The 5,442-nt window shown below is 59.2% G+C and carries 6 protein-coding genes and 1 pseudogene; 2 read left to right on the plus strand and 5 right to left on the minus strand.

All coding sequences use genetic code 11. From position 1 onward, the window contains the following. Window positions 1–310: 310 nt before the first annotated feature. Together AACP62_RS08215 and AACP62_RS08220 are read left to right on the plus strand one after the other, a co-directional pair. A complete protein-coding gene (locus AACP62_RS08215) occupies window positions 311–823 on the plus strand; it encodes a hypothetical protein (protein ID WP_045925197.1) in 513 nt (170 codons plus the stop codon). 22 nt (window positions 824–845) lie between these two features. Next, the gene (locus AACP62_RS08220) at window positions 846–1,292 is read left to right on the plus strand and encodes a hypothetical protein (RefSeq protein WP_015022033.1); all 447 of its coding nucleotides are present in this window, start codon (window positions 846–848) and stop codon (window positions 1,290–1,292) included. A 135-nt stretch (window positions 1,293–1,427) separates the two neighbouring features. Here AACP62_RS08220 and AACP62_RS08225 read toward each other — a convergent pair whose 3' ends face one another. The 5 genes and pseudogenes from AACP62_RS08225 to AACP62_RS08245 form a co-directional block, all read right to left on the minus strand. Next, a complete protein-coding gene (locus AACP62_RS08225; RefSeq protein ID WP_015022034.1) occupies window positions 1,428–1,988 on the minus strand; it encodes a hypothetical protein in 561 nt (186 codons plus the stop codon). 373 nt (window positions 1,989–2,361) lie between these two features. Next, window positions 2,362–2,709 carry a hypothetical protein gene (locus tag AACP62_RS08230; protein ID WP_015022035.1) on the minus strand — a complete coding sequence of 116 codons (348 nt, stop codon included), beginning with the start codon at window positions 2,707–2,709 and terminating at the stop codon, window positions 2,362–2,364. 24 nt (window positions 2,710–2,733) lie between these two features. After that, a complete protein-coding gene (locus tag AACP62_RS08235; protein WP_141650026.1) occupies window positions 2,734–2,997 on the minus strand; it encodes a hypothetical protein in 264 nt (87 codons plus the stop codon). 139 nt (window positions 2,998–3,136) lie between these two features. Then, window positions 3,137–4,567, minus strand: coding sequence for a ParB/RepB/Spo0J family partition protein (locus AACP62_RS08240; RefSeq protein WP_015022037.1), 1,431 nt, complete (start codon window positions 4,565–4,567; stop codon window positions 3,137–3,139). A gap of 699 nt (window positions 4,568–5,266) precedes the next feature. Further along, window positions 5,267–5,442: pseudogene (locus AACP62_RS08245) on the minus strand (IS256 family transposase); the annotation flags it as partial.

Genomic DNA, 5,442 nt, shown 5'->3' on the forward strand with positions numbered 1-5,442 from the left:
ATCGAACAGGAACGGGCACCCCTGCAAGACCCCTATTAACAACCCGACCTATTAACAACCACCCAACACGCTTACAGCCACAAGGCCAAACCCCCAACATAAACAACGCGTTTAGTTCCTATAGCCCTATGATGGTGTAACGGTGGTGCTACTGTCACCGTTGATGTAATAACTCAAGAATGATAGTTAGGCCTATCTATCAGTGCAGTATTCCAGTTTTAGCTGGGTTGTCAGAGGTGCCATGGCTGACACCGCTGACTTCGTTATTGGTTATCAAGGATGAATTGACTCAACAAACGGAAAGGGGCTTATGATGAAAGCTCTGAACACTATCAAAAGTAGGTTGCTCGCCAGCGTTGCTGTTCCACTTGCGCTGTCTATGGGAGTCGCCATGGTTCCCAGTCAGGCGATGGCTGCAGAGCCTGTGGATACCGCTTCGACATCTATCGTGAGTCAAGTCACCGATTCGCTGACTCCGAGGGATGTGCTGGAGATAGCGGATACCGCATGGGAAAACGGTGATTATGAAGGTGCTGGCATCCTGACCGAGTATGCATTCTCGATGCATGATGGCACTGCCGGTAATGGCTTCCAATCGAGGAATTGGGCTACGACGATCGCCAAGAAAGCTGTCATTAAGCTTCTGCGCTGGGGAGGTTCCAAGCTTCCTGCCAAGATTGCTCCGTGGGCCGGTCGGATTGCAGACTTCCTGGAAGCCACCGGCGTCTGGACTCATGCCGCTATCGTCTCAGGTTTGATGCAGCTGGGCATCCCTTACGATATTGCTGAATACACGGCGACATGGGTTGATTTGTTCCTCTGATTCATGGAGAGAGGGGTGAGCGATGAGTGACCGTGGACGATCAGACCATGTAACGGTTTCGGATGCGATTACCGGTGTTGGTTTTTTCGGAACTGTGTTGTTGGGTTTTGTCTTTCCTTTTGCGGTCGGCATTGGTGTCACTTATCGCTTGCTCCCTTTCGGTGGCGTTCGTTCCTGGGTGCATGGGTGGCGTGGGGTTTTGGGTACCATCGTTATCTTTCTGTTGTGGTTCTTTGGTACCTACATAACTGATGCGTTGGTGGATGTGTTGTTTAGCATGAGCAGTCACAAGGTCTTGAAGAAGCTTGTTAGCGAAGTTGTGAGTTTTGTGTTTCTCATGGGGTTGATGGCCTTGGCCTTCAGCAGGTGGGAAGCCATGGCGCTCTCATCTTTGATAACTGAGGTTCTCACCATTCTCATCTCCCTACTCGTCATTCATGCCGTTGATGCTGCAGACAAGCATGATTAATCTAAACAACGATCATTCCTAGGGAATGAAGCGGATTCGAGTGCCCCTTTTATGGGGCGGGAGAAACGCATCGGACGCGGAGAGGTCTCCTCCTTGGTTTGGGAGGAGACCTCTTCGGTTTGGTTGTGTGTGGTGTTAGTCGTCGGTGGGGTTGATGTTCTTACTGAGGGCCAGGGCGATGAGCGCTGCGAGGTTGTTGGTTCGGTCGAGGGTGAGGGCTTGGACCATGTATGAGCTGGCTTGGTCGGGGTCGCGGGCGGCCCAGGCCAGGTAGGCTCTGGAGGCGCTGAGGTGTGGGGTGGGGCCGACGGCGGCGGTGAGCTGGTCGAAGAGGTTGTAGGCTCTGTCGGCGCGTTCCTGGTTGACGGGGGTCCGGCCTTCGAAGCAGGTGGTGAGGCTGGTGAAGATGAGTTTGACGGCGGCGGGGTCGTGGGGTTGTTCGGTGATGGTGGTCAGGTCGTCTCGGGTGGTGTCGGGGTTGATGGCGGCGACCAGGAGCGCGTCGCGGTGCGGCAGTGAGGTTTCTATCAGCGCGGCCATGCGGGTGAGCCGGTCGTGTCCTATGGCTTCGGGCTGGTGGGTGCCGTCGAGTATGCGCATGATGCTGTCGAGGGCCTGTCGGCCTGCGGTGAGCATGAGTTGGGGGTCCTGGCTCAGTTGCTTGACGTCGTCCTGGAGGCTGGTTGTGGTGTTCATGGGTGTTCCTTTCCTTGGTGCCGGGACTGTTTGTGCCGACGCCTGGAATGGCGGCCCGGGTATAGCGGAGAGTCAAGCCCCCGCGTGGATCCGAACACTCCCCCGGAGGCCGAGGGGGCATGCTGTTCGGCCCCCTCGGCCGGAGCGGGGTGTGGGCGGAGACGCTCGGGGCTTGAGTCGCAGCGGCCCGGGCCAGAATGGAAGGGGGCGGCACAAACACCACATTCCCAACCCCTTCAGCAGCACGCCGCAGGCGTGCGACAGCGGCGGCCAGACATCAAGGCGCAGCCGCCGATGACCACAACCCCGGCCGAGCCGAGCATGGAAAAAGGGACCCCGTTGAGGGGTCCCTTGATGATGTTGCCCTGATGGGTCAGGCCATCTGGCTTCGGAGTCCTGGGTAGTGGTGTGCCAGGTATTCGGCGGTGGCTTGGCGGATCAGTGCCGATAGGTTGGTGCCTTCTGTTTTGACGGCGGCTTCGGCCCATTGGTCCAGGGCCGGGGTGGTGCGTACCTGCCAGGTTTTGCTGGTGGGTTGTTTGAGTTCGTCGCGGGGGCGGCCGGCGAAGATGGAGAGCAGGTCGTCGTCGGTCAGGGGGCCGGCGTCGTAGCCCCGGTATACCCGGGTGCCTTCGATGGGTGTGAATTGGCCGGCGTCGGCCATGCGGTCGAGTGCTTCGGCGTGTGCTGCCCTGTCGGCGGGTGTCTGTGTGTTGGTCATGGTCTGGCTCCTTGTTGGTTGTGTCTATTGGTATCTGAGATGTTGCCACCGGCTGGTCAGCGGCATGGCGTGGAAGGCGTGGAGCTGGCCGTCCTGCCATTTGCTGACGATGACTTCGAGCAGGTTGTCGGGTAGGGCCCCGGGGTGTGGCTGGCCGACGAAGACCACCGTCATCTCGTCGCCGTAGCCCTCGATTTGTTCGTGGCCTATGGAGTGGAGGACCGCGTGCCTGATTTCGTCGTCGGCGCAGCCGTGCTTGCGGGCTGATTGCTCTATCTCGATCTCCATGACCATGAGTGTAGTACAAATTGCACATACAAACCAGTCGTGCGTTCCTCGCGTTGCGGTCTGGCTGTCCGAACGCGGGGCGTTCGACGATGCCGATTCCACCCCGTGGGGTGGCGCGAGGCATCGCTGCGGGGTTCATTCACTCTTTGGTGTCCTCCTCCTGGTCGCCGTCGTCTGTTTCATCTTCGTTCCCTTCGTTGTCTTCCTCTTCAGGTCGGGGCACCAGGTCGCCGTCGAGACCGGATTGCTCTTCGTCGCTGATGGCGTAGCCTGCGGTTTGGAGGGCACGGTAGAGGGGTTTGAGCAGGCCGTCTATGTCGTCTTGGCTGCGCCAGGTCTCGTGGTTGATCTGTGTCTCCATGATGGCGTGGCACAGGGCGAAGGCCGTCTGGGTGCGGCGACTCTCGTCAAGGTCGGCCTTTTGCGCCAGCTCGGCTTCCTGGTCCTGGACGATGGCGCGCCATGTGTCCCGCACCTGGTCCCGGCTGACCCACCAGGTGCGTTGGCTCGCTTGGGCGATGACCAGCATGGACAGGGCCTGGGACTGGTTTTTGGCGGGGCGTTTGAGGGACATGAGCCGTTGCGTGTAGGCCAGCCGCAGGTCGTGGCTTGCCGTGTCCAGTTGCTTGGCCGGTGCGATTTCGGCTTCTTGTTCGGCTTGCCACCTGGCCAGGTCATCCTCTCTTTGCCGGCGTTCGTCCTCCTGGTCCTGTTGGGTGTATGGCTCCAGCAGGGTGATTTTGACGCGCCACTGTCCGCCACGGTCGAGCAGTCCGGCGGCCGTGGGTTTGTCGCCTTCCCATTCCTCCAGCCATGTGTCGAGGGCCTGCTTGGGGTCGGGGTCGGTATCCGGGGAGAATCGGGCGATGGTGCGCCAACCTTCCGGGTCAGACCAGGATTGTGATGGTGTCAGCGGCACGATGGGCAGCCCGGCCTGCTTGATGGCTTCCTGGGCCTGTTCGATCCACTTGTCCAGCGACCGTTTGGCCTGGACCTGGTGCAGTGTCATGTTCCAGTTGTTGGTGCCTGCGGCTTTGATGAGCTGGTCTTGCAGGCCTTCGTCGTCGCGGAAGTCGGCTATCGTCTCCAATTCCTCGAAGCTCAGCTGGGATGGCAGCGCGAGTATTTTCTCGTCGTCGATGGACGATATTTTGAGCCGTCGCTGCACGGTGCTGCGGCTGCGGCCAGTGGCTTTGGCCATCTGGTCCACGTCTTCGCCAAGGTCCAGGAGGTGGGCGTATCCGCGTGCCTCGTCCAGGGCGGTGAGCTGGTCACGGTGTATGTTCTCTACCAGCATCACCTCCGCCTGGGTCTGCTCGTCCATGTCGGTGATGATACAGGGCACGGTTGCAAGGCCGGCCTGCTCGGCGGCCGCCAGCCGCCGGTGTCCGATGACCAGGGTGTGCCGCCCCTCCTGGTTCGCCGGTGTGACGACCAGGGCCTGCTGTATGCCTTGGGACGCGATGCTCATGGCCAGCTCCGACACGTCTCCTATCTCGCTTCGGGGGTTGGCGTCGTTGGGCCTGATGGCGTCGATGGGCAGCATGGTCACTGTGGTTGTGGTGTTCATGGGTGTTCCTTTCCTTGGTGCCGGGACTGTTTGTGCCGACGCCTGGAATGGCGGCCCGGGTATAGCGGAGAGTCAAGCCCCCGCGTGGATCCGAACACTCCCCCGGAGGCCGAGGGGGCATGCTGTTCGGCCCCCTCGGCCGGAGCGGGGTGTGGGCGGAGACGCTCGGGGCTTGAGTCGCAGCGGCCCGGGCCAGAATGGAAGGGGGCGGCACAAACACCACATTCCCAACCCCTTCAGCAGCACGCCGCAGGCGTGCGACAGCGGCGGCCAGACATCAAGGCGCAGCCGCCGATGACCACAACCCCGGCCGAGCCGACCAGTTTTATGTTTGCCGATTGAAGGGTGATCTGCAGTAGCTCATGATAGAAGAAAGACCATCCGATAAGAAATGTGTTTATATTGTGAAGCTTTATCTTGATGAAGCTTTCTAACTGATATCCCGAGTATATTAAAGCTTGTTAGAAGCCGCCACTGCCTCTATCATATTTATATGATATGCACACTAGGGCGGCACTTTTTTATCTAAAGGGGTGTAACTGAGATGGACACCGCTCGTATTCCTTACCCTTCGCATCCTTATCAGAGCTCAGCCAATCTAGCCTCTATGCTGATACAGAACGGTCTCTCCGGCATCAGGGGCTATAGGAACTAAACGCGTTGTTTTAGGTTCTGTGTGTGGGTTTGGTTGTGTGTTGGTCAGAGTGTGGTGTTGGGGTATCTGACTGGTGTGTGGAACTCGTTCCAATTGATGGCGGTGCCGTAGTGTTCGGGCTCGTCCTGTTCCTGTCTGGTTTCCCGTTTGGGTGCTGGTTGTGGCTGCTGGTGTTCGTCCCTGTTCAGGCTGGCGGGGTCGGGGTTGTCGGTTTTCATGT

Source organism: Bifidobacterium apis (assembly GCF_036986835.1).
GTDB lineage: Bacteria > Actinomycetota > Actinomycetes > Actinomycetales > Bifidobacteriaceae > Bombiscardovia > Bombiscardovia apis_A.